Annotated in this window: 23 protein-coding genes and 1 tRNA gene; 16 read left to right on the top strand and 8 right to left on the bottom strand. The window is 70.5% G+C overall.

Features of this window, described 5'->3' with window-relative positions:
- Positions 1-5: 5 nt before the first annotated feature.
- Positions 6-1,508, bottom strand: coding sequence for a tetratricopeptide repeat protein (locus OCEPR_RS08435; protein ID WP_013458295.1), 1,503 nt, complete (start codon positions 1,506-1,508; stop codon positions 6-8).
- 173 nt (positions 1,509-1,681) lie between these two features.
- Between OCEPR_RS08435 and OCEPR_RS08440 the strand changes: the two genes are divergently transcribed.
- Positions 1,682-1,758: transfer RNA gene (locus tag OCEPR_RS08440), tRNA-Met, on the top strand.
- Between the two features lie 49 nt (positions 1,759-1,807).
- Here OCEPR_RS08440 and OCEPR_RS08445 read toward each other — a convergent pair.
- Positions 1,808-2,227 (bottom strand): DUF420 domain-containing protein, encoded by a 420-nt coding sequence (locus OCEPR_RS08445; protein WP_013458296.1) that lies wholly within the window; start codon positions 2,225-2,227, stop codon positions 1,808-1,810.
- Positions 2,215-2,490: a hypothetical protein gene (locus OCEPR_RS08450; RefSeq protein ID WP_049773527.1), complete on the bottom strand. Its 276-nt coding sequence runs from the start codon at positions 2,488-2,490 to the stop codon at positions 2,215-2,217. The genes OCEPR_RS08445 and OCEPR_RS08450 overlap by 13 nt, the downstream gene beginning before the upstream one ends.
- A gap of 21 nt (positions 2,491-2,511) precedes the next feature.
- On the opposite strand from OCEPR_RS08450, the gene OCEPR_RS08455 reads away from it, so the two are divergent.
- The 6 genes from OCEPR_RS08455 (at position 2,512) to OCEPR_RS08480 (ending at position 6,443) form a co-directional block, all read left to right on the top strand.
- Complete coding sequence (locus OCEPR_RS08455) at positions 2,512-2,745, top strand: hypothetical protein (protein WP_013458298.1); 234 nt, start codon at positions 2,512-2,514, stop codon at positions 2,743-2,745.
- A 258-nt stretch (positions 2,746-3,003) separates the two neighbouring features.
- Complete coding sequence (locus OCEPR_RS08460) at positions 3,004-3,306, top strand: hypothetical protein (RefSeq protein ID WP_041554132.1); 303 nt, start codon at positions 3,004-3,006, stop codon at positions 3,304-3,306.
- A 75-nt stretch (positions 3,307-3,381) separates the two neighbouring features.
- A complete protein-coding gene (locus tag OCEPR_RS08465; protein ID WP_013458300.1) occupies positions 3,382-3,981 on the top strand; it encodes a hypothetical protein in 600 nt (199 codons plus the stop codon).
- Positions 3,982-3,985: 4 nt separating this feature from the next.
- Positions 3,986-5,164 (top strand): TolC family protein, encoded by a 1,179-nt coding sequence (locus OCEPR_RS08470; RefSeq protein ID WP_013458301.1) that lies wholly within the window; start codon positions 3,986-3,988, stop codon positions 5,162-5,164.
- 68 nt (positions 5,165-5,232) lie between these two features.
- Positions 5,233-5,586 carry a tRNA-binding protein gene (locus OCEPR_RS08475; RefSeq protein ID WP_013458302.1) on the top strand — a complete coding sequence of 118 codons (354 nt, stop codon included), beginning with the start codon at positions 5,233-5,235 and terminating at the stop codon, positions 5,584-5,586.
- 8 nt (positions 5,587-5,594) lie between these two features.
- Positions 5,595-6,443 (top strand): CoA transferase, encoded by an 849-nt coding sequence (locus OCEPR_RS08480; protein ID WP_013458303.1) that lies wholly within the window; start codon positions 5,595-5,597, stop codon positions 6,441-6,443.
- On the opposite strand, the gene polX is transcribed toward OCEPR_RS08480, so the two are convergent.
- Positions 6,440-8,167 carry a DNA polymerase/3'-5' exonuclease PolX gene (polX, locus tag OCEPR_RS08485; RefSeq protein WP_041554134.1) on the bottom strand — a complete coding sequence of 576 codons (1,728 nt, stop codon included), beginning with the start codon at positions 8,165-8,167 and terminating at the stop codon, positions 6,440-6,442. The genes OCEPR_RS08480 and polX overlap by 4 nt on opposite strands.
- A gap of 117 nt (positions 8,168-8,284) precedes the next feature.
- Between polX and OCEPR_RS08490 the strand changes: the two genes are divergently transcribed.
- The 7 genes from OCEPR_RS08490 (at position 8,285) to OCEPR_RS08520 (ending at position 15,942) form a co-directional block, all read left to right on the top strand.
- Positions 8,285-8,395, top strand: coding sequence for a cytochrome c oxidase subunit 2A (locus tag OCEPR_RS08490; protein ID WP_013458305.1), 111 nt, complete (start codon positions 8,285-8,287; stop codon positions 8,393-8,395).
- Between the two features lie 2 nt (positions 8,396-8,397).
- On the top strand, positions 8,398-8,895 hold the full coding sequence (locus OCEPR_RS08495) for a cytochrome c oxidase subunit II (protein ID WP_013458306.1): 498 nt from the start codon (positions 8,398-8,400) through the stop codon (positions 8,893-8,895).
- 1 nt (position 8,896) lies between these two features.
- Positions 8,897-10,582, top strand: a complete 1,686-nt coding sequence (locus tag OCEPR_RS08500) for a b(o/a)3-type cytochrome-c oxidase subunit 1 (RefSeq protein ID WP_013458307.1) — start codon at positions 8,897-8,899, stop codon at positions 10,580-10,582.
- Between the two features lie 153 nt (positions 10,583-10,735).
- Positions 10,736-11,005: a 30S ribosomal protein S15 gene (gene rpsO / locus OCEPR_RS08505; protein ID WP_013458308.1), complete on the top strand. Its 270-nt coding sequence runs from the start codon at positions 10,736-10,738 to the stop codon at positions 11,003-11,005.
- 81 nt (positions 11,006-11,086) lie between these two features.
- The gene (gene pnp / locus OCEPR_RS08510) at positions 11,087-13,252 is read left to right on the top strand and encodes a polyribonucleotide nucleotidyltransferase (protein WP_013458309.1); all 2,166 of its coding nucleotides are present in this window, start codon (positions 11,087-11,089) and stop codon (positions 13,250-13,252) included.
- A 57-nt stretch (positions 13,253-13,309) separates the two neighbouring features.
- Positions 13,310-15,025 (top strand): ribonuclease J, encoded by a 1,716-nt coding sequence (locus OCEPR_RS08515; protein WP_013458310.1) that lies wholly within the window; start codon positions 13,310-13,312, stop codon positions 15,023-15,025.
- A 2-nt stretch (positions 15,026-15,027) separates the two neighbouring features.
- Positions 15,028-15,942 (top strand): AEC family transporter, encoded by a 915-nt coding sequence (locus OCEPR_RS08520; protein WP_013458311.1) that lies wholly within the window; start codon positions 15,028-15,030, stop codon positions 15,940-15,942.
- Here OCEPR_RS08520 and OCEPR_RS08525 read toward each other — a convergent pair.
- The 4 genes from OCEPR_RS08525 to OCEPR_RS08540 form a co-directional block, all read right to left on the bottom strand.
- On the bottom strand, positions 15,881-16,291 hold the full coding sequence (locus tag OCEPR_RS08525) for a hypothetical protein (RefSeq protein WP_013458312.1): 411 nt from the start codon (positions 16,289-16,291) through the stop codon (positions 15,881-15,883). The two genes, OCEPR_RS08520 and OCEPR_RS08525, sit on opposite strands and share 62 nt — an antisense overlap.
- 35 nt (positions 16,292-16,326) lie before the next feature.
- Entirely contained in the window at positions 16,327-17,028 is a 702-nt protein-coding gene (locus OCEPR_RS08530; RefSeq protein ID WP_013458313.1) for a 16S rRNA (uracil(1498)-N(3))-methyltransferase, read from the bottom strand.
- On the bottom strand, positions 17,025-17,783 hold the full coding sequence (locus OCEPR_RS08535; protein ID WP_013458314.1) for a 50S ribosomal protein L11 methyltransferase: 759 nt from the start codon (positions 17,781-17,783) through the stop codon (positions 17,025-17,027). Before OCEPR_RS08535 ends, OCEPR_RS08530 begins: the two co-directional genes overlap by 4 nt.
- 176 nt (positions 17,784-17,959) lie before the next feature.
- Complete coding sequence (locus OCEPR_RS08540; protein ID WP_013458315.1) at positions 17,960-18,355, bottom strand: hypothetical protein; 396 nt, start codon at positions 18,353-18,355, stop codon at positions 17,960-17,962.
- 31 nt (positions 18,356-18,386) lie between these two features.
- Here OCEPR_RS08540 and OCEPR_RS08545 point away from each other — a divergent pair, with 31 nt between their 5' ends.
- Both OCEPR_RS08545 and OCEPR_RS08550 read left to right on the top strand, forming a co-directional pair.
- The gene (locus OCEPR_RS08545; protein WP_013458316.1) at positions 18,387-19,694 is read left to right on the top strand and encodes a M20/M25/M40 family metallo-hydrolase; all 1,308 of its coding nucleotides are present in this window, start codon (positions 18,387-18,389) and stop codon (positions 19,692-19,694) included.
- A gap of 37 nt (positions 19,695-19,731) precedes the next feature.
- Positions 19,732-20,205: a hypothetical protein gene (locus OCEPR_RS08550; protein WP_013458317.1), complete on the top strand. Its 474-nt coding sequence runs from the start codon at positions 19,732-19,734 to the stop codon at positions 20,203-20,205.
- Positions 20,206-20,208: the final 3 nt, after the last annotated feature.

The following is a 20,208-nucleotide window of genomic DNA, read 5'->3' on the forward strand; positions in this document are numbered from 1 at the left end:
CGAGCTCATTTCTTGATGAGGCTGCGTGCGGGCTCGAAGCCCAGTTCCAAAGCCCGCTTCCAGGCGCGCTGGGCCTCCGATTCGCGCGCCAGCGCCTTGAGGGCCCAGCCCAGGTTGTACCAGGCCTCGGCGTTGTTGGGGTCCTCCAGGACCACCTGGGTAAGCACCTGCTCGGCGTCGCTGAAGCGCTTGGACGCCAGGTACGCCGCCCCCAGGTTGAGGCGGGCCACCGGCGAGGGGTCGAGCTGCACGGCCCGCTCGAGCGCCGGCACCGCGGTGTCGAGGTCCTGCAGCGCGTAGGCCGCCAGCCCCAGCCACAACCAGGCCTCGGCGCGGTCGGGAACCAGGTCCACGGCCTGCAGGAGCAGCGCCCGCGCCTCGCCGTAGCGCCCGAGGCGGTACGCGCTCTTGCCCGCGACCAGCAGCGCGTCCGCCCGCACGTCGCCCTGCGCGGCGGCCGCGGCCAGCTTGGCGTAGCGCGAGGCCTGCTTGTAGTCCTTCTTCTGGAAGTACGCCGCGGCCAGGCCCACGAGGATGCGCGGCTCGTCGGGTTTCACGCTGTACGCCTTCTGGAAGGCCACCAGCGCGCGGTCCGCGTCCCCCGCGCGCAGCCAGTGGGTGCCCAGGTCGTAGTGGGCCTGCCAGAGGCGCGAGTCCAGGCGGGTCGCCTCCTGCAACAGCTGCGAGGCCCGGTCCGGGTCCGTGGGCTTGAGGACCATGGCCTTCTTGAGCAGCAGGTTGGCGCGCACCGCGGGATCGTCCACGGCCTGCAGCGAGCGGTCGAGCTCCCGCAGCGCGCGATCGGTGAGGCCCTGCCCCACGAAGATGTCGGCCAGCAGGCTCACCGCCGCCACGTGCCCGCGGTCGCGGTTGAGCACCTTGTACAGGTAAGGGATCGCCTCCTTGGGTTTCCCGGCCATCGCCAGGTTGTCGGCCACCTGGTAGAGCAGTTCTTCGTCCTCGCCCACCTTCCCCAGCGCTTCGATCAGGACCGCGGCCGCTTCTTCGGGGGAGCCGAGCTTGCGCAGTGAGGAGGCCAGGCCCAGGTAGGCGGGCCGCAGCACCTCGGGGGCCAGGTTCTGCTCCTCGCCGAGGGCGAGGGCCTTCTTGAACGCCGCCGCGGCCTCCTTCCAGCGCCCCAGGTCGGCGTAGGCGACGGCCAGGTTGTACCAGCCTTCGAAACGGTCCGGGAAGAGTCGGGTCACCTGGTCGAACTCGAAGAGCGCGCCGCGCAGGTCGCCCTTGCGGTAAAGCGCGAGGCCGAGGCCGAAGTGGGCCTGGAAGTTTTCGTAGTCGAGCGCCAGCACGTCCTCGAAGACCCGCGCCGCGTCGTCGTAGCGGCCCACGTCCAGGTAGGCGCGCCCCAGCGCGACCATGGTGGGCAGGTCCCCCGGCTGACTTTTCAGCTGCTCCTCCAAAGCCGCTGGATCGGGACTGGCGGACGGGGCGGTTTGCGCATAGGCGAACCAACTCCCGAGAAGCAGTAGGATGATCCACGTTGGTTTCATAAGACGACTTCCTCCCGGTACCGACATTCTTTGCGCTATTCTATCAGGATCTTCACTTCCGTCACAAGAAAATCGGCACCTTTACCCCGCCGCCCGCCGCCGCCGGAGGAGCGGCCGGGCCTCGAACCTCGCTTGACAGCCTTCCGCGCCTTTGTTAAATTAATCGATGGCGACGCGGGGTGGAGCAGTCTGGTAGCTCGTCGGGCTCATAACCCGAAGGTCGCAGGTTCAAATCCTGCCCCCGCAACCAAAACCCGAGCGCCGTGCCCCCAGGCACGGCGCTCTCTTCGTTCGGACGCTCAGGCGGGCACGCCGTATCGGGCGAGCACCAGGTAGATTATCCAGCCGCTGAGCGCGGCGTAGAGCCAGACCGGGACCGCCCAGCGCACCCAGGCGCGGTGCCGCGCCCACTCGCCCCGCACCGCCCAGTAGACCGCGGCCAGCACCAGCGGCAGATTCAGCGTCGCGGCAACGGTATGGGTCAGCAGCAGCGCCAGGTAGGGCGCGCGCCCCCACTCGGGGCCCGCGTAGTGGGTGGCCCCCACGAACGTCCACTTGATGAGGTAGAGAACGAGAAAGGCGGCCGCCAGTAGGACCGCGGCGAGCATCGCCTTGGGGTGCAGGTCACGGCGGCCGCGGCGGATCAGCAGCACGCCCACGACCACCAGCACCCCGCTGGCGAGGATGGCCGCGGCGGCCCACGCGCCTAGCGACGCCATGCCGGAAACTCCTCCCGCACCCGCTCGGCGAGCGGCCGGGCCTGGGGGTCGCGGCTGGTCCGGGCGTAACTGTAGCCGGCCACGAAGCAACGCTCCGCCTCGTCGCCTTCGAGGCGGCGGGCCAGGTTCAGGTAGACGAAGGCGATCGTTCCGTCGCGCAACGGCGAGGGAGGCTCTTCGAACAAACGTTCCAGCTGCCGGCGCAGCTCTTCCGGTGGGGCGGCGGCGAGGGCCCGCCGCCGGGGGTCGTCGTGCTCGAACACGCGCCATACTACCATGGGGGCATGGACGCAAAAGAAGCCCTGCTCGCCTTTCTCGACGACCCGGACGCGCTGACGCTGTCGGAGCTTGCCGAGGCCTTCGAGGCCTGGCCTCCGGCGGCCGCCCTCCAGAAACTCGCGGCGCGGGCCGTCTTCCTCGAGGACGAGCGCCTGGACCGCCTGCTCGAGCAGGCGTGCGCCGAAGCGCGGCGTCTGCTCGAGGGGCTGGAGGCCGGGTCATTCGTACCCCCCTCCTAGAGCGCCTCGTTCCTTCGCCCGCGTTTTTCCCTTTGCGTTCGAGATTCTTCCGGGCCGCGGCACCGGCTGCGACCCGGGACATCCATACTCTTGATTATGTGTTCATACCCTTTATTATCATGTACTCAAGGGTATAAGGGGGGTGAGAAGGCGAGAACGCGAACGTTCGGCGCAGCGCACACCTTTAGCGTCCATTCCGTGCATGGATTCAGGCTTTTGGGTTTGTAGAGAAAGGAGCCGCATATGATTCGGTCGCTTGTGAAGTTGCTAACGGTGGTGGTGTTCGGCGTTGGACTCGGTATCGGCCTTCTGGCCCTGGTGGGTCTCATGCCCAACGTGAAGTTGCCGGGCATGGCGTTCGCGCAGACGGGCGGCGGCCAGCACCCCCCCGCGGGGTCGGCCCCCACGCTCGAGTGCAGCGACTGCCACGGCAACCACCCCGAACCCGGGACCTACCAGTCGACGCCCCCGCCTGACGCGGACACCATCCCCTGCTTCGTCTGCCACGAAGTGTCGGCGGGGTTCAAGACCGGCGATCCGGGCACCTGGAAGAACCAGTAGCCCGATCCGTACGGCCTTCGTCGCCGGGCAGGAGGGGGCCTCCCTTCCTGCCCGCAGCCCAAAGGGGTTGAGAGCGTGATCGGAAAAACGTCGTGGTGGCTGGTCGGTCTGCTCGTCGGCGCCCTCGTCGCGGTGCTGGCCCAGTCCGACGGCCCCGTCGTGGACACCGTCTCCCCGGCCGAGGTGCAGCAGGCACACGTCGCCGCGCCCGCGTTGGGTTGCTTCCAGTGCCACGGGCCCCACCCCTCCACCCGCGCCACCGACGCCGACGTGGCGGCCTTCGAAACCCGCCCGCACGGACGCGGCCCCGCGCTTCTCTGCCGCGACTGCCACGCCTACCCGGAAAAGCTCGAACAACAGGTCGAGCCGAACAGCTGCGTCGGCTGCCACGCCCTCGGCGGGTTCCCCCTGCCCGAGGCCATCGCGGCGCTGAGCGAGCGCATCGGGCACCCTCCGGTCTTCGAGCTGGGCATCATCAAGGAGGCCCCGCGCGACTGCGCCCTCTGCCACCAGGGGAAGCTGAAGCTGGCTCCCCTGCTGCACCGGCTCCACCTCACGCGTTCGGAGCTCTTCCCCCAACACTTCCAAGACGGCTGCATCCGCTGCCACACGTTCAAGGAGGACGGCGAGGTCTCCGTCGAGTCGTACCCGCTGCCTCCGTCTGGAGAGGAGTGATGCGATGCGCCACCCCACCCGCCTGACCGCTCCGCTGTCCCTGGCCCTGGCGTTCGTCCTGGTTGCGGCGGTCGCGCTCGGCGGCCGGGCCCGGGCGGCCGCGCCCGAGGACGCGCTCGGCTACCTCCCGCCCGACCACGACCTGCTCGTGGAGCAGGCGCTCCTCGCCCGGATCGACTACGTCGCGGCGCAGGTGGGGGTCTCCGGACAGCTCAAGGCCAAGGTCCAGCAAGGGGGCGTCTACACCGCGAGCGGCTCCCTGGGCTGGTCGTACGCCCCGGAACAGCTCCTCAGCCGCAAGCAGGCCCTGGAGAACGCTGAGCGCGCGGTACGCCGCAGCCTGCGCCGCGGCGTCTTCGACGCGCTTGCGGCCTACGCCGAGCTGTACAAGAGCTACGCGCGGCTGCAGCTAAGCCAACGCCTGCGGGACCGGGCGCGGGCGGCGGGCGAGGCGGACACCAAGGCCGAGATAGACCACGAAGAAGCCCTCGTCCAGTTCGAACTGGCCCAGCAGGAGGCCGCCGCCTACGGCCTGCAAGGCCCGCCCGCGGCCGCGCCCGTGCTCTTCCAGCTGCCCGAGGTGCCGCTCGAAGACGTGCCCGACTACCGGCGCGACCTCTACGCGCTGCAACGCGCGCGCTTCAAACTCCGGCGCCTCTGGGCCGGCTTTGCCCCCGACCTGTCGGTCTGGGCGGGGGTGGGCAACGACGGGGGCCGCTTCCAGGTTTCCGCCTCCAGCCGCGGCCCTTCGACCCAGCTCGTGGTCAAGACGCCGGGAAGCGGGAACGGGAGCTGGGAGTACGGCTTCGAGCTCGCCCTCACCGTACCGCTGGACGCGACGGCCTACACGGCCGTGCGCAGGGCGCAGCTCGAGCTGCAGCAACGCAGCGAGCGCTTCGCGCAGGCCCGGTCGCGCGTGGAGACGAAGCGGGAACGTTACCGCCAGAGCGCCGCGTTCGCCGAGCGCCGCGTGCGGCTGGCCCTTGAGGAGCTGCGAAGCGTGGAGGAAAAGCTGGCGGCCGCGCGCAGCGGATCGGGCGAGGCGTCCGCCGACGAGCTGGAGCTGCAACTCTACGAGCTGCAGATCCGCCTGGCGGACCTCTGGACCGGCTACCTGCGCAAGGTCTACAACTACCTCGACTACGTGGACGCCGCCTGGGAACTGCAAAGCCCCGCACGTTGACGCCGCCTCCAGTGGCGCCGGCCCCGCGCCGGAATCCGGCGCGGGGCCGGCGTACTACGATGGAGGGGATGGCGAAGCCGGACGAAAATCCCACGAACACGCTGCGGGCCTGGTCCGAGCTGGACCTGCGCGTCGGCAGGATCGTGCGCGCGGAGGTCCACGACCGCGCGCGCGTCCCCGCTTACCGCCTCTGGATCGACTTCGGCCCGCTCGGCGTGAAGACCTCCAGCGCCCAGCTCACCGAGCTCTACCGGCCGGAAGACCTGGAGGGGCGGACCGTGGTCGCGGCCGTCAACCTGGGCACGCGGCGCATCGCCGGTTTTCCTTCCGAGGTGCTCGTCCTCGGTGTGCCCGACGACCGGGGCCGGGTCGTGCTGCTGGCGGTGGAGCGCGACGTGCCGCTGGGGGGTCGGGTCTATTGAGCTGCCGGGTGCTCGACCTCACGCGGCTGCTGCCGGGGCCGCTCGCGGGACGGGTGCTCGAACGCCTGGGCTTCGAGGTGCTGCGGGTGCTTCCGCCGGCGGGCGACGACCTGGCGCGCTGGCGGCCCGAAGCCCACGCCTGGCTGAACGAGGGCAAGCAGGCGGTCACCCTCGACCTCAAGAGCGCGCGCGGCCGCGCCGAGCTGCTCGAGCTCGTGCGGGACGCGGCGGTGCTGCTCGAGTCGAACCGCGCCGGGGCGATGGAGCGGCTGGGGCTGGGCTACCCGGTGCTGCGCGCGCAGAACCCCCGCCTCGTCTACGTGCGCCTCGCCGGCCACCGCGACGACCCCGCCGCCCCGGGGCACGACCTCACCTACCTGGCGGCCTCGGGGCTGCTCGAGCGGCTCGAGGGGGCCTGGCCGCACGCCCAGCTCGCCGACGTGAGCGGCGCGCTCTGGGCGGCGCTGGCGGCGCTCGACGGGCTGCGCCGCGGCGGGGGATTCTACGAGGTCTACCTGAGCGAGGCGGCGGGCGCCTTCGGCTACCCACCGATCCCCGGGCTGGACGGATCGAACCCCGCCTACCGCGTCTACCCCGCCGCCACCGGGAGGGTGGCGCTGGCGGCACTCGAGCCGCACCTTTGGGCCCGCTTCTGCGAAGCCGCCGGCCGGCCCGACTGGGCCGCTCCCCGCACGAATCCGGAAGACGACGCTGCGCTCGCACGCGAGCTCGAGGCCTTCTTCCTCACGCGTGACGCCGACGCCTGGGAGGCCTGGGGGCGCAAACACGGCCTGCCTCTGCGGGCGGTCCGCCCCTACCGGGAGGCGCCGCTGGAGCTGCCCTGGCGGCGGGGCTAGCCGCGCACGGCCTCGAGCCAGTTTTGCAGTTCCTTCAGATTGCGGGTGTTCAGGATCCGGTCGGGCCCCAGCCAGGCCCGTTGCGCCGTGCCCACCGCGAGCTCCATGAAGCGCAGGTGGTCGACCGCGTGGGCGTCGGTGGAAAGGCTGACCGTGAGCCCAAGCTCGCCGGCGCGCCGCGCCAGCGTGTCGGGGAGGTCGAGCCGGGCGTAGTAGCCGTCGATCTCCACGGCCTTGCCGAGCGCCCGGGCGGTCTCGAAGATCTTCTCCCAGTCGGCCTCGATGGGGTCGCGCTTTCCCAGGTGGCGGGCCGTGGGGTGGGCGAGGACGTGGACGTAGGGGTTCTCGAGCGCCTTGAGGATCCGCCGCGTCTGCCGCTGTCGGTCGAGGCTGAAGTGGGCGTGAACGGCGACGAGGACGATCTCCAGCTGGGCCAGCACCTCGTCGGGGTAGTCGAGGCGGCCGTCGGGCAGGACGTCCACCTCGGCGCCGGCCAGCAGGTAAGGACGGCCGCCGGTCTTCTCGTTGACCGCACGGATGGCGGCGATGCGCTCGGCGACCTTCTCCGGCGGCACCCCGCCGGCCACCCGCACCGCCGGCGAGTGGTCGGTGACGGCCAGGTAGGCGTAGCCGCGCTCGGCGGCGGCCGCGGCCAGCTCCTCCAGGGTGGCCTTGCCGTCGGACCAGGTGGAGTGCACCTGCAAATCGCCCTTGATCTGGTCCAGCTGCACCAGCTCGGGCAGCGCGCCCGCCTGGGCCGCTTCGATCTCGCCCCGGTCCTCGCGCAACGGCGGCGGAATCCAGGGCAGCCCCAGCGCCGAGTAGACCTCCTCCTCGGTCTTGCCGGCGATGCGCCGGGCCCCTTTCCAGACGCCGTACTCGTTGATCTTGAGGCCGCGGTCCAGGGCCATGGTGCGCAGGTGGATCGAGTGGTCCTTGCTCCCCGTGAAGTACTGCAGTCCCGAACCCCAGGCGTCGGGCTCGACGATCTTGAGGTCCACCTGCAGGCCCGTCTTGAGGAAGACGGTCGCGCGGCTGGCCCCGGAGAGCAGCACCTCGTCCACCTCGGGGAAGCGCACGAAGGCGTCGGTGACCGCGCGGCCGCGGCGGCTGGCGGCGAGCAGGTCGAGGTCGCCCACGGTCTCCTTGTAGCGCCGCGCCGATCCCGCGAGCGCGGCGTGCTCCACCTGGGGCAGTTGCTCGAGCCGCTCGACGAGCGCGCGCGCGACCCAGAGCACCTCCCCCAGCGGACGGCGCCGGCCCGCGGCCTCCACGAGCTCGAGGTTGTGCAGCAGCCGCGCCCGCTTCTTCTCGCCGAATCCCGGCAGCTCAAGGACGCGGCCGCTCTCGAGCGCCTCCTTGAACGCGGCCAGCGAGTCAACCCCCAGCTCGTCGTAGAGCAGCTTGGCCGTCTTCGGCCCCACCCCCGGCACCCGCATCACCTCGAGCACCCCCGGCGGCACCTGCTTCTTCAGCTCCTCGTGCTTCCTGACCCGGCCGGTCGCGAGGTACTCGAGAATCTTCGCGGCCAGGTCGTGGCCAATGTAGGGCAGCTCGTCGAGCGCCTTTTCGCCGCCCTCGGCCACGCGCTCGATCGGCTCCTCCATGTCCATCAGGTAGCGCGCCGCTGAGCGGTAGGCGCGCACCCGGAAGGGCGAGTCCCCCAGGAAGTCGAGCATGTCGGCGATCTCCGAGAAGATGCGGGCGATCTCGGCGTTTTTCATGGCCGTTTCCATTTTAGCGCGTCCCCGCCGCGGCGCCGCGAAGATGAGCGTAAAATGGGACAAACGTCCTACGTCGTCTTCGTACGCTTAAGTCAGTGCTTGCGGAGGTGTATCAAGATGAGCAATGAAGAACGGCCCACAGGAACCATGTTCGTCATCGGCGTACTGGTAGCCACGATCCTCGTCTTCTGGGGCGGCGTGTTCTACCTCTTCATCCAAAGGGGCTAGCCATGAACAACGAGAAACTGATCCACGCGATCGAGCGCTACGAGCGCAGCTGGCTGCTCTTCGCGCTCGTCATGATCGTGGTCTTTCTGATCTTCATCGGCTACACCCTGACCGGCTTCGCCTTCTACGTGCCCAGCGCGGCCGAGCGCATCGATCCGACGACGGTGCGCAACGAGGGCAGCCTCTTCGCCAACCCCCGCGTGGAAAAGACGGGCGACAACGTCTACACGGCCTACGTGCTCGCGCAGGCGTTCACCTTCCTGCCGGGCGAGATCCGCGTCCCCAAGGGGGCCAAGGTCGTCTTCTACGTGACCAGCCCCGACGTGCAGCACGGGTTTCACATCCGCGGCACCAACGTCAACGTCCAGGTGATCCCCGGCGAGGTCGGCAAGGTGGAGCACACCTTCGACGAGCCCGGCGAGTACCTGGTCATCTGCAACGAATACTGCGGCCTCGGGCACCAGGACATGATCGGCAAGATCATCGTGGAGGACAAGTAACATGGCCGTACGTAGCGTTTCCCCCGAAGACATTTACGCGACCCATCCCGAGAAGAAGGTGTCGCTCTACTTCATGGTGCTGGGCTTCATCGCCCTCACCATCGGCGTCATCTTTGGCCCCTTCCAGATCTTCAACTACGCCGACATCGACCTCTACCCCGCCCTCCAGCCCCTCTTCAAGTCGTACTACCAGGGCCTGACGCTGCACGGCGTCCTCAACGCCATCGTCTTCACCCAGTTCTTCATTCAGGGCTCGCTCCTCTACCTGCAGGCGCGCGATTCGAACGTCCGCCCGCTGATGCCCGTGGCCTGGGCCGCCTGGTGGATCGCCCTGATCGGCCTGGCGCTCGCCGCCTGGCCGCTGCTGCTCAACGACGCCACCGTGCTCTACACCTTCTACGCTCCGCTGCAGGGGCACTGGGCCTTCTACGTGGGCGCCGCGCTGATCATCGTCTCCAGCCTCGTGAGCGTCTTCCTCTCGGTGGAGATGTGGGTGCGCTGGAAGAAGCAGAACCCCGGCAAGCCCACCCCGCTGGTCACCTTCATGACGACGGCCACCTGGATGATGTGGGGCCTAGCCGCCATCGGCCTCGTGGTCTCCGCCGTCTTCTTCCTGATCCCCTGGTCGCTCGGCTGGGTCAAGGGCGTCGACCCGCTGATCACCCGCACCCTGTTCTGGTGGTCGGGGCACCCGATCGTCTACTTCTGGCTGCTGCCGGCCTACGTCTCCTGGTACGGCCTGCTGCCGCGTCAGGCGGGCGGCAAGCTGATCTCCGACCCGCTGGCGCGCATGGCCTTCCTGGGCTTCCTCGTCTTCTCCACGCCCGTGGGCTTCCACCACCAGTTTGCCGATCCCGGCATCAGCGCCTTCTGGAAGGGCGTCCACACCGTGCTGACCATGATGGTGGCCATCCCCAGCCTGATGACCGCCTTCACCATCGCCGCCTCGCTCGAGCTGGCCGGCCGCGCCAACGGCGGCAAGGGGATGCTGGGCTGGATCAAGGCCCTGCCCTGGAACAACCCGAGCGTCGTCGCCCAGCTGCTCGGCGCCATCGCCTTCATCTTCGGCGGCGCCGGCGGCATCGTGAACGCCAGCTTCACCCTGGACTACGTGGTGCACAACACCACCTGGATTCCGGGGCACTTCCACCTGCCGGTGGCCACGGCCTCGACCCTCACCTTCTTCGGCATCGCCTTCTGGCTCATTCCGCACATCACCCACAAACCCCTGGCCGCGCCGCGCACCGCGCTCGCCGGGGTCTGGCTCTGGTTCGTGGGCATGATGTTCATGGCCTTCGGCATGCACATGATGGGCCTGCAGGGAGTGCCCCGGCGCGCCCACATCTCGGCGATGAACGCGGTCAACGAGGGCATCTACGCCAGCTCCGCCTTCTACATGGTCTTCAACGCCATCGCCGGCGTGCTCCTCACGATCGCCGCGGTGCAGCTCTTCTACGTCCTCTACGCCACCCTCCTCTCGCGCCGCCGCCTGCCGGCCGACCAGGTTCCCGAGATTCCCTTCGCCGAGGCCATCTCCGGCCCCGAGGGCAAGAACGGGGTCAAGGTCATGGACCGCCTCTTCTTCTGGTGGGGAGCCGCCACGCTGCTCGTCCTGATCGTCTACATGCCCACCCTGGTGCAGTTGTTCATTCACATGGTGCCTGTCCCCGGCATGCGCCTGTGGTGAACGGTCTTCCATACTCCCAAAACCGCCCCCAACGGGGCGGTTTTGGGTTGGGCGCGGGGCGCGCGGTTTGACAACCGCCGGCGCGGGGTGTAGGCTGGGGTTTGCTTTGAGGCGGGGAGGGCTCCGGCGCTCCCCGGCCTGACGGAGGAAACGATGGCACTAACCGCAACGGAAAAACAGGCGATCATCGAGAAGTTTGCCCAGTTCCCCGGCGACACCGGCTCCACCGAGGTGCAGGTGGCGCTCCTCACCGAGCGCATCAACCGCCTCTCGGAGCACCTGCGCGCCCACAAGCACGACTTCCACTCGCACCGCGGTCTGCTCAAGATGGTGGGGCAGCGCAAGCGCCTGCTCAAGTACCTCGAGCGCGAAGACGCCGAGCGCTACAAGAGCCTGATTGAGAAACTTGGCCTCAGGAAGTAGACTGGACGTACAAAGCGACGGCGGGACCGGGGCTCCGGTCCCGCTTTGTCGCGTAACGAAGAAAGCAGACAGGTGACCGATATGCCCATCGCTACGGAAAACACCCCCCAACCCCACCGCTTCAGCGCCGTGCTGGGCGGGCGCGAGCTCGTCATCGAGACCGGCAAGTACGCCCGCCAGGCCTCGGGCTCGGTCTGGGTGCGTTACGGCGAGACGATCGTCATGGCCACCGCCGAGGGCTCGAAGGAACCCATCGACATGCCCTTCCTGCCGCTCACGGTCGAGTTCGAGGAGCGCCACTACGCCATCGGCAAGATCCCCGGCTCCTTCATGCGCCGCGAGGGCCGGCCCGGCGAGAAGGCCATCCTCTCGGCGCGCATGACCGACCGGCCGATCCGCCCCCTCTTCCCCAAGGGCTTCCGCCACGAGGTCCAGGTGATCCTGACCGTGCTGGCGGCCGACCAGCAGAACCCGCCCGACGTGCTGGGGCCGCTGGCGGCCTCGGCGGCGCTGATGCTCTCGGACGTGCCCTGGGACGGCCCCATCGCCAGCGTGCGCGTGGGCCGGGTGAACGGCGAACTGGTCCTCAACCCCACCCTGCAGCAGCTGGACGAGAGCGACCTCGACCTCATCGTCGCCGGCTCCAAGGACGCGATCATCATGGTCGAGGCCGGGGCCAAAGAGGTGAGCGAGGACCTGCTCGTCGAGGCCCTCGACTTCGCCCACCGCGAGATGCAGCCGCTGATCGCGCTGCAGGAGGAGATGCGCGAAAAGCTGGGCAAACCCAAGTTCGCCTGGAGCCCGCCGCCGACGCTTACGGACGAGGAGCTCGAGGCCTTCTACCGGCTCGCGATCGAGCGCGGCCTGAAGGACGTGCTGCTCACCGCCTCCAAACACGAACGCGCCGAGGCCCTGGACGCCTTCCGCGACGCCCTCGTCGCCGAGATCGTCCCGGAAGAGGACGAGGACGCCGAAGTCCGCCGTGCCCTCTACAAGCAGGCCTTCGGCGACGTGACCAAACGCGAGCTGCGCCGCATGATCGTCGAGGAGAAGAAGCGCGCCGACGGCCGCGGTCCGGCGGAGATCCGCCCCATCTGGATCGAGGTGGACGTGCTGCCGCGCTCGCACGGCTCGGCGATCTTCACCCGCGGCGAGACCCAGGTGCTGGGCACGGTCACCCTGGGGACCGGCCGCGACGAGCAGATCATCGACGACCTGGGCCTCGACGAGTCGGAAGACTTCCTGGTCCACTACAACTTCCCGCCCTACTCGACCGGCGAGGTCAAGCGCCTGCGCGGCGTCTCCCGGCGCGAGGTGGGCCACGGCAACCTCGCCAAACGGGCGCTCAAGCCGATGCTGCCCGAGAAGGACGCCTTCCCCTACACCATCCGCGTGGTCGGCGACGTGCTCGAGTCCAACGGCTCCAGCTCGATGGCCACCGTCTGCGCCGGCTGCCTGGCGCTGATGGACGCGGGCGTGCCCATCAAGAAGCCGGTCGCCGGCATCGCCATGGGCCTGGTCAAGCCCGAGGAGGGCGAGCCGGTGGTGCTCACCGACATCCTGGGCATGGAGGACGCCCTGGGCGACATGGACTTCAAGGTGACGGGCACCCGCGACGGCGTGACCGCGCTGCAGATGGACATCAAGGTGCAGGGGCTCGACGCCGCGGTGATGCGCCGCGCCCTGGAGCAGGCGCGCGCGGCGCGGCTCGCGATCCTCGACCAGATGGAGCAGGTCCTGCCGGAGCCGCGCAGGGAGCTCAAGCCCTTCGCGCCGCGCATCCTGGCGCTCAAGATCCCGGTGGACAAGATCGGCGCGGTCATCGGCCCCGGCGGCAAGAACATCCGCGCGCTCGAGGAGCTGGGCGTCTCGATCGACATCGAGGAAGACGGCACCGTGCGCATCTACTCGGCCGAAGGCGGGGCCGCCGAGGAAGCCAAGGCGCGCATCGAGAACCTCACCCGCGAGGCCAAGGTGGGCGAGGTCTACGAGGGCGTGGTCGTGCGCACCACCAACTTCGGCGCCTTCATCCAGCTCTTCCCCGGCACCGAGGGGCTGCTGCACATCAGCCAGATCGCCGAGGAGCGCGTCGACAAAGTGGAGGACCACCTCAAGGTGGGCGACAAGATCACCGTCAAGGTGAACCGCATCGACGAGAAGGGCCGCGTCGACCTGGTGCGCCCCGAGCTCGAAGGCAAGATTCCGCCGCGGCGCCCGCCCCGCTCGGGCGGACCGCGCCGCCGCTAACCCCGGCACGTTACGGCCGGCCGCCCAGCGGGCGGCCCGGCCGCGTTAGGAGAACGCATGAGCGAACAATCCAAACCCACCCGCAAGCCCGGCCGGCGCCGCTCGCGCAGCCGCAAGCCCAAGGGTCCCCTTTCCATCGGCAAACTCGAGATCGTCCCCCTCGGGGGCATGGGCGAGATCGGCAAGAACATCACCGCCTTCCGCTACGAAGACGAGATCCTCGTCGTCGACGGCGGCCTCGCCTTCCCCGAGGAGCACATGCCCGGGGTGGACATCCTGATCCCCCGGATCGACTACCTGGTCGAGAACGCGGGGCTGATCAAGGGCTGGGTCCTCACCCACGGCCACGAAGACCACATCGGCGGGATGCCTTTCCTGCTGCCGCAGCTGCCCAAGATCCCGCTCTACGGGGCCAAGCTGACCCTGGGCCTCCTGCGCGGCAAGCTCGAGGAGTTCGGGCTCAAGCCGGGCGAGTTCGACCTCAACGTGGTCAGCCCCGACGAGACGCTTAAGATCGGACGCCACTTCACCGTCGACCTCTTCCGCATGACCCACTCGATCCCCGACAACTCGGGGCTGATCATCCGCACCCCGGTGGGCAACGTCGTCCACACCGGCGACTTCAAGCTCGACCCCACGCCGGTGGACGGCAAGGTGAGCCACCTGGCCAAGGTGGCCCAGGCCGGCGCCGAAGGGGTGCTGCTCCTGATCGCCGACTCGACCAACGCCGAGCGTCCGGGGATCACCCCCAGCGAGGCCGAGGTGGCCGTGGCGCTCGACGCCGCGATCGGAGCGGCGGAGGGCCGGGTCTTCGTGACCACCTTCGCCTCGCACATCCACCGGGTGCAGTCGGTGATCCGCGCCGCCGAGCGGCACGGACGCAAGGTGGCCATGGAAGGCCGCAGCATGCTCAAGTTCGCCAAGATCGCGCTCGAACTGGGCTACCTGGAGGTGAAGGACCGTCTCTACACCACCGACGAGATCAAGGACATCCCCGACCGTGAGGTGCTGGTGCTGGCCACCGGCTCCCAGGGGCAGCCCATGGCGGTGCTGAGCCGCCTCGCCTTCGGCCGCCACGCCAAGCTGAGCGTGGGCGAGGGCGACACCGTGATCCTCAGCTCCAGCCCCATCCCCGGCAACGAGGAGGCGGTGAACCGGGTGATCAACAAGCTCTACGAGCTGGGGGCCCACGTCCTCTACCCGCCCGCCTACAAGGTGCACGCCTCCGGTCACGCCAGCCGCGAGGAGCTGCGCTTCCTCTACAACCTGGTCCAGCCCAAGTTCTTCGTGCCCTGGCACGGCGAGGTGCGCCACCAGACCAACTTCAAGTGGCTGGTCGAGAAGATGCCCAAGCCCCCGGTCAAGACGATCGTTCCCGAGAACGGCGACGTGCTGGTGCTGACCGCGGACGACCTGAAGAAGACGGGCCGGGTCAAGGCCGGCGCCCTCTACGTGGACGGCCTCGGGGTGGGCGACATCACCGACGACATCCTCGAGGAGCGCCAGGCCATGGCGGCCGACGGCATCGTGATCCTGACCGCGCTGGTCTCCGAGCAGCCCGTCGTCGAGGTGGTGAGCCGCGGCTTCGTCAAGGCGGGGCAGCGGCTGCACGCCGAGATCCGTCGGGTGGCCCTCGAGGCGATCGAGCGGGGCGTGCGCGAGAAGAAGCCGCTCGAGCAGATCCGCGACGACGTCTACTACCCCGCCAAGAAGTTCATCCGCAAGGCGACCGGCCGCGACCCGATCCTGATCCCCATCCTCTTCGAGGCCTGACCGTGGGCGGGGCGGGCGTGCTGCTGGGGGCGGTGGCGCCGGTGGCGCTGATGGTGGCCACCGGCTACCTCGCCGCGCGGATCCTGCGGCTCGACCGCGGGCCGCTGACGCGGCTCACGCTCTTCGTTCTCGTCCCCTTCCTGGTCTTCGACCAGCTTTGGCGCAACACCGCCGACCTGGCCGGGGCGCTGCGGCTGGCCCTGGCCTTCGCCCTCGCCTCGGCGGCCTTCGCCCTCGCGGGCTGGCTCGCGGGGCGGCTCTTCGGCCTGCCCGCGCCGGTTCGGGCGAGCCTGACCGCCACCACGGCCTTTCCCAACACCGGCAACATGGGCCTCTCCGTCGCCCTCTTCGCGCTGGGCGAGGTGGGGCTCGAGCGCGCGACGATCGTCTTCGTCGTGGCCACGGTGCTGCTCTTCAGCTTCGGACCCGCCCTCTTCCACGGCGGCAGCCTGCGCGAGCAGCTGGCCATGACCCTGCGCCTGCCGCTCATCTGGGCCGTGGTGCTCGGCCTCGCCGCCAACGCCGCCAACCTCCAGCTGCCCGCCAACCTGGGCGGGGGCGTGCACATGCTCGCCCAGGGCGCGATCCCCATGCTGCTGCTGGCGCTGGGCATGCAGATCGCCGAGTCGCGCATCCAGGTGGGGGCCTACGACCTGCTGGCCAGCCTGCTGCGGGTGCTCGGCGGACCGGTGGCCGCCTTCTGGATCGGCCGCGCGCTGGGGCTGGGGGGCGCGGACCTGGTGGTGCTCGTGCTCATCAGCGGCATGCCCGCGGCCGTGAACACCTACCTGATGGCCGCCGAGTTCGGCGGCGACGCCGCGCGCACCGCGCGGGTGGTGGTGCTCTCGACGCTGATCAGTTTTCTGACCCTTCCCCTGGTGCTGGGCTGGGCGCTGCGGGCGGCGGGGGTAGGTTAGGTTCGCCCAGGTCGAGCTGCAGTACGGGCCGGCCTGCGACCACGACGAGCAGGCGGTGGAAGCGGCCCGCCTCGGCAGGAAAACGCACCTCCAGCTCGCCGACCGTCTCCACCCACAGCGAGCGCTCCTCGATCAGCTCCTCGTCCGCGTACCAGCGCAGCTCGAGGTAGTTCGGCTCCGGCCAGCGCCGCACCACGAGCACGGCCCGCGCCGCCTCGCCCTCGGGCTCGAGCCTGCCCATGACCTGCACCCGATCGGGAAAGGGCGCCTCGGGGGGGATCAGCGGCCAGAAGGTGTAGCGGCAACCCCCCAACAACAGCAACAGCAGCAGCACCGGCAGCGGCCTCATCCCCTCCACGCTATCGCGCGCGGATGCGAAGCGGGTTAAAGCCCGCGCACCGCGGCCGCGGCCGCCGCCAGCACCAGCGGCGCGGTCTCGGCCCGCAGGATGCGCGGGCCCAGGTAGACGGGCGCGAAGCCCAGGCCGGCCAGGTGCGCCACCTCGGCCTCGGTGAATCCGCCCTCGGGACCGCTGGCGAGCGCGGCCTCCCCGGCCTCGGGCCAGGCCACCTCGGCCAGCGTCCGCGCCGCGCCGGGGTGGGCGACGAGGCCGAAGTCCACCGGCTCCAGCGCCGCGAGCGCCCGTGGCGGGGCCACCTCGGGCAGCCGCGAACGGCCCGACTGCTTGGCGGCCTCGACCGCGATGCGACGCAGCCGCTCGAGCTTGGCCCGCCCCATCTCCCGCGGCACGCTGCGCTCGGTGACGAGCGGAACGAAGCGGACCACCCCCAGCTCGCTGCCCGCGCGCACCACGTCGGCGAGCTTGTCGCCTTTGAGCAGGGCCACGTAGAGCACCGGCGCGAGCGGCGGCTCACGCCGCACCGCCCGGGGCTCGCCCGCCGCCAACCGCACCGCGCCCCCGCCGGCGTGGGTCACCCGGGCCTCGGCCTCGAGGCCGGCGCCGTCGAAGACGACCACCTCGCGCCCCGGCCGCACGCGCAGCACGTGCAGCAGATGGTGCGCCTCCCCCCCGGCGAGCACGATCTCCGGGTCGATGCGGGGCACGAAGACGCGCGGCTTTCTCATCGCTCGAAGCTGAGGAGCGCCCACTCCCCCTCGCGGCGCTCGCCCGCGGGGCGCAGCCCGGCGTCGGCGAGCGCGCGGCGCACCCGCGGGGCGCGCCCGGTCAGGACGCCCGTCAGGTGCGCCCGCCCCCCGGGCGCCAGCAGCCGGGCGTAGGCGGGGGCCAGCTCGGCGTGCAGCTCGGCGTAGAGGTTGGCCACGACCACGTCGTAGGGCGGCTCGGCCGCCTCCACGCTGCCCACCCGAAACTCGGGGGCGACGCCGTTGCGCCGGGCGTTCTCCCGGGCCACCGGGACGACGCTGGCGTCGGTGTCCACGCCCAGGGCCTCGGCCCCCAGCAACGCGGCGGCGATCGCCAGGATGCCCGAACCCGTGCCCACGTCGAGCACCCGTTTGCCGGCGGGGTTCTCGCCGGCCAGGGCCTCGAGCGCCATCCGCGTGGTGGCGTGGTGGCCGGTCCCGAAGGCCATGCCGGGCTCGAGCACGATGCGGCGCTCGGGGCTCGTCCAGTCGTGCCAGGGGGCCAGCACCACGAAGGGGCCGGCCACCACCGGCTTCAGGTCGCGTTTCCAGGCCTCGAGCCAGTCCTCGTCGGGGAGCTCCCGCCAGCGGCCGGGCAGCGGCAGCTCCACCCGCTCGGGAAAGTAGGCCCAGACCTCGCCGGGTTTCTCCTCCAGGCCCCGCGCGCCCAGCTCGAAGAGCCGGGGGACGTAGGCGTCGAGCAGCTCGAAGTCGCCTTTCAGAACGAAGACGTGCACGACCGCATTCTACGGGAGCCGGCGGGGATCAGGACCGGACCGCGCCGCTCGAGGCGGCGGGCCCGTTTGGCCGCGCCTGGGAGCGGTTCGGGGCCCCCGCAGACGCCGCACACGCCGCCAGGAAGCGTCCCGCTCTTTCGTCGCCCCGGACCCGCCCTTGCCGGGCGTCCCCGGCGCTACCCTCCGCCCCGCTCCGCGAACGCCGCCACGGCCTCTGCGAGCCGCACCCCGACCCGGAAGCCCAGCGCCGCCGCCGGGGCGTTGACGCGGCTGATCACGCCGCTTGCCCAGGTGTCGGCCGCCTCGCCGATGCGGGCGCTGGCGGCGCTGACCGCCACGGCCGCGATCCCCACGCGCTCGAGCCGGGCCAGACCCGCCACCCCCGCCGCCTCCTTGCCCACGCCGGCGTCGTTGAAGACGACGAGCGCCGGACGGTAGGCGGCGGCGTAGCGCGCCGCGCTGAGACCGCCGTGGGAGCCCGTCACCACCACCGCGCCGGTCTGCTCGGGACCGCCCTGGGTCACCGAGTCGAGCAACCAGACCCGCACGCCCCCGACTTGTAGGCTCTGCATGGGCTTTATAGTAAAACCCAAGGAGAAGCGAATGGAAGGTACGAACGTCGTCCAGCTCTTGCAGCAACTCATCCGATTCGACACCACCAACCCTCCCGGCCGCGAAGCCGAGGCCATGCGCTGGGTGCAGGGCTGGCTCAAAGACCACGGCATCGACTCCGAGCTGCTCGCCCGCGACCCCGAGCGGCCCAACCTGGTGGCGCGCCTGCGCGGGCGTGGCGAAGCGCCGCCGATCCTCGTCTACGGCCACCTCGACGTGGTGACCACCGAAGGGCAGGACTGGAGCGTGCCGCCGTTCGAGGGCGTGGAGAGGGACGGCTTCGTCTGGGGACGCGGCGCGCTCGACATGAAGGGCGCGGTGGCCATGTACCTGGCCTCGCTGGTGGAGGCGCACGCCGCAGGCGAGCTCGCCGGCGACGTGGTGCTGGCGCTGGTGAGCGACGAGGAGGCCGGGGGCGACTACGGCGCGAGCTGGCTGGCCGATGAGCACCCGGAGCGGTTCGCCGGCATCAAGCACGCCCTGGGCGAGTTCGGCGGGTTCAGCCTCGAGATCGCCGGCCGGCGCTTCTACCCGGTGATGGTGGCCGAAAAGCAGATCAGCTGGATCGAGCTTACCTTTACCGGCCCCGCCGGCCACGGCTCGCTCATCCACAAGGGCGGGGCCATGGCCAAGCTGGGGCAGGCGCTGGTGGCGCTCGACAAGAAGCTTACCCCCGTGCACGTCACGCCCGTCGCCGAGCGCATGTTCCGCGAGATCGCCGCCGGGCTCAGCGGTGCAGCGCGCGCCGGGGTGCTGGCCGCGCTCAAGCCCGCGCTCACCGACCGCGTCCTCGAGGCGCTGGGCGAGGGCGGCCGGCTCTTCCAGCCGCTCTTCCACAACACCGTGAACGCCACCATCGTCACGGGCGGCGACAAGGTCAACGTGGTGCCCGCCGAGGTGCGCCTCCAGCTCGACGGAAGGTTGCTGCCCGGCTTCTCCCCCGACGACCTCATCGCCGAGCTCGAGCAGATCATCCCGGTCCCTTTCGAGGCCCGGGTGGTGCGCCACGACCCGGGACCCGGGGAGGTGGACTGGAGCCTCTACCCGCTGCTCAAGCGCACCCTGGAGGAAGCCGACCCCGGGGCGCGCGCGGTGCCGCTCCTGCTTTCCGGGGTTACCGACGGCCGCCACTTCGCGCGCCTGGGCATCCAGACCTACGGCTTCGCCCCCATGAAGCTGCCGCCCGACCTGAACTTCTCGCGCCTCATCCACGCCGCCGACGAGCGCATCCCGGTGGAGGCGCTCGAGTTCGGCGTCCAGACCCTGCGGCGCTTCTTCCGCGACTACGGGCGCGGCTGAACCCGCGCCCCCGCGGGCGCGACGTATACTGAGGCCAATGCTCAGCTGGCTCGACGTCCTGGCGATCACCACCGCCGCGCTGGCCACCGCGATGGGCGTGCGGCGCGGGGGCGGCTTCCTGCTGGCCCTGCCGATCGCCGCGGCGCTCTACTGGCTGGGCCTCGACTACGTGCCCGGCCCTTCCTGGCTGCTCCTGCTCGGCCTCGGCAGCGGGCTGGCCGCCGCCTTCGTGAGCGGGCTGCTGCCGGTCAGCTTCCCCTTCAAGCTCGACCCCATCCTGGGCGGCCTCGCGGGCTTCGTCTGGGGCGCCTTCCTGGCGCTCGTGCTCTGGGTGGGGCTGCCCTCGGAGTACAGCCCGGCCACCGGCGCGATCCGCTACCCGGCGCTCTCGGCCCCGCCCATCATCCAGGACGCGGTGGCCTCGAGCCCCTTTGCGCCCAAGCTCTTCGCCGTCGTCTGGCAGCACCCCGTGGCGCGCAAGGTCTTCTTCGGCCCCGAACCCTCGCGCTAGCCG

Source organism: Oceanithermus profundus DSM 14977 (assembly GCF_000183745.1).
GTDB classification, from domain to species: domain Bacteria; phylum Deinococcota; class Deinococci; order Deinococcales; family Marinithermaceae; genus Oceanithermus; species Oceanithermus profundus.